The 2,485-nt window shown below is 73.6% G+C and carries 1 protein-coding gene; it reads left to right on the top strand.

Features of this window, described 5'->3' with window-relative positions; translation table 11 throughout:
• Positions 1-42: 42 nt before the first annotated feature.
• Positions 43-2,485 (top strand): condensation domain-containing protein (locus ACH499_RS34535; protein WP_399020980.1); only part of this gene is annotated, 2,443 nt, incomplete at its 3' end.

Genomic DNA, 2,485 nt, shown 5'->3' with positions numbered 1-2,485 from the left:
TCTCGTGTGGGGGCGTTGGAGTCGGGTGGTACGCGGCGTGCGGTGGTGCGTCGGGAGCGGCCCGGTGTGGTGCCGTTGTCGTTCGGGCAGCAGCGGTTGTGGTTCCTGAACCGGTTGCAGGACGCGGGTGCGGTCTACAACATGCCGGTGGTGCTGCGGCTGCGCGGCGACCTGGACCGCGAGGCGCTGCGGGCGGCCCTCGGGGACGTGGTGGCACGCCACGAGGCGCTGCGCACGGTGTTCCCCGAAACCGACGGCCAGGCACGGCAGATGACCCTCGACACGTGGGACGTGCCGCTGCCGGTGGTGGACACCGACGAGACGGCCCTGCCGGAGCTGCTGCGCGGCGCGGCGGGCACCGGCTTCGACCTGGCCGCCGAACTCCCGCTGCGCGCCACCCTGTTCGCGCTGACCGAGCGGGAGCACGTGCTGTCGCTGGTGCTGCACCACATCGCGGGTGACGGCTGGTCGATGGCTCCGCTCGCGCGTGACCTGGGGACGGCCTATGCCGCGCGCCGCGAGGGCCGGGCCCCCGAGTGGCGGCCGCTGCCGGTGCAGTACGCGGACTACGCGCTGTGGCAGCGTGAGCTGCTGGGTGAGGAGGACGACCCGGGCAGCCTCGCGCACGAGCAGGTGGAGTACTGGCGCGAGGCCCTGGCCGGGCTGCCCGAGGAACTCGACCTGCCCACCGACCGCCCCCGGCCGGCACGCTCCAGCCACGCCGGCGGACGCGTCACGGTCGAGTGGAACGCCGAACTCCACCGCGCGATGGCCGATCTGGCGCGGGAGTCGTCGGCGTCGGTGTTCATGGTGGTGCAGGCGGCGCTGGCGGTGCTGCTGAGCCGTCTGGGCGCGGGGGAGGACGTGCCGATCGGTACGCCGGTGGCGGGCCGTACGGACGAGGCGCTGGACGATCTGGTCGGGTTCTTCGCCAATACGCTGGTGCTGCGTACGGACGTGTCGGGTGGTCCGACGTTCCGTGAGCTGCTGGCGCGGGTGCGGAAGGCGGACCTGGCGGCGTACGCGCATCAGGACGTGCCGTTCGAGCGGCTGGTGGAGCTGGTCAACCCGACGCGTTCACGCTCGCGGCACCCGCTCTTCCAGGTACTGCTCGCGTTCCAGAACCTTCCCGAGGCCGGTCTCGAACTGCCCGGACTCACCATCGGGACCGAGACCGCCGAGACCGACGTCGCCAAGTTCGACCTGTCGCTCAACATCCAGGAGCGCCACGACGGCCGGGGAACCCGCGGCATAGCGGGCACCCTCGAGTACAACGGCGACCTCTTCGACCGCGAGTCCGCCGTCGCCGTCGCGGCCCGCCTGGAGCGCACCCTGCGCGCCCTGCTGGCCGACCCCGACCGGCCCGTCGACCGTGTCGACGTCCTCGACGACGACGAACGGCACCAGGTGCTCACCGCCTGGAACGCCACCGCCGCCGAGAGGCGGCACACGACCCTGCCCGGACTCTTCGAGGCCCAGGCCGCCCGCACGCCCGACGCACCGGCCGTCCGGATGGGCGGGGAACACCTCACCTACGCCGAACTGCACGCCCTCGCCAACGGCGTGGCCCGCGAGGTCACCGGCTTCGGCGTGGGCCCCGAAGACCTCGTCGCGGTGGCCGTACGCCCGTCGCCGAGCCTGCTCGCCGCCCTGCTCGGCGTGCTCAAGGCCGGCGCCGCCTACCTGCCCGTCGACCCCGGCTACCCGGCCGACCGCATCGCGGCCATGCTGGACGACGCCGCCCCGGCGCTGCTGCTGACGACCGAGGACACCGTCCGGGACCGCGACGAGTTCGGCACCGCCCCGCGTCTGTTCGTCGACGGCGTCGCTCCCGTGGCCGACGCCCCCACGGACGACCGGCGCACCGCACCGCTGCGGCCCCACCACCCCGCTTACGTCATCTACACCTCCGGCTCCACCGGCCGCCCCAAGGGCGTGGTCGTGGAACAGCGCAACCTCGTCGACTACCTCGAGTGGGCCGGCGAGAGCTACCCGAGCGCGCGCGGCTCCGCCCTGCTGCACTCCTCGGTCTCCTTCGACATGACGGTCACCGCGCTGCTGACCCCGCTGACCGTCGGCGGCTGCGTGACCGTGGGCAGCCTCGACGAGCAGGGGCTGCCCGCCACCGCGCCGACCCTGCTCAAGGCGACCCCCAGCCACCTGCCCCTGCTGCGCGCCCTGCCCAGCCACGCCTCGCCGACCGGGGAACTCCTGCTCGCCGGAGAGGCGCTGCGGGCCGAGGCGCTGCGCGAGTGGCGGGACGCCCACCCCGGTGTCGGTGTACGCAACGTCTACGGACCCACCGAGACCACCGTGAGCTGCGCCGAGCACCGCGTGGCGGCCGACGAGGACCCCACCGGGACCTTCCCGATCGGCCGTCCCCTCGCCAACACCCGTGTGTTCGTGCTGGGTCGGGGTCTGCTGCCGGTGCCGGTGGGTGTGCCGGGTGAGCTGTATGTGGCCGGTGCTGGTGTGGCGCGTGGCT

Source organism: Streptomyces sp. NPDC018947, from assembly GCF_044390505.1.
Taxonomy (GTDB): Bacteria; Actinomycetota; Actinomycetes; order Streptomycetales; family Streptomycetaceae; genus Streptomyces.
The sequence above is the reverse complement of the archived record's forward strand: the minus strand, read 5'-3'. Positions and strand labels throughout refer to the sequence as shown.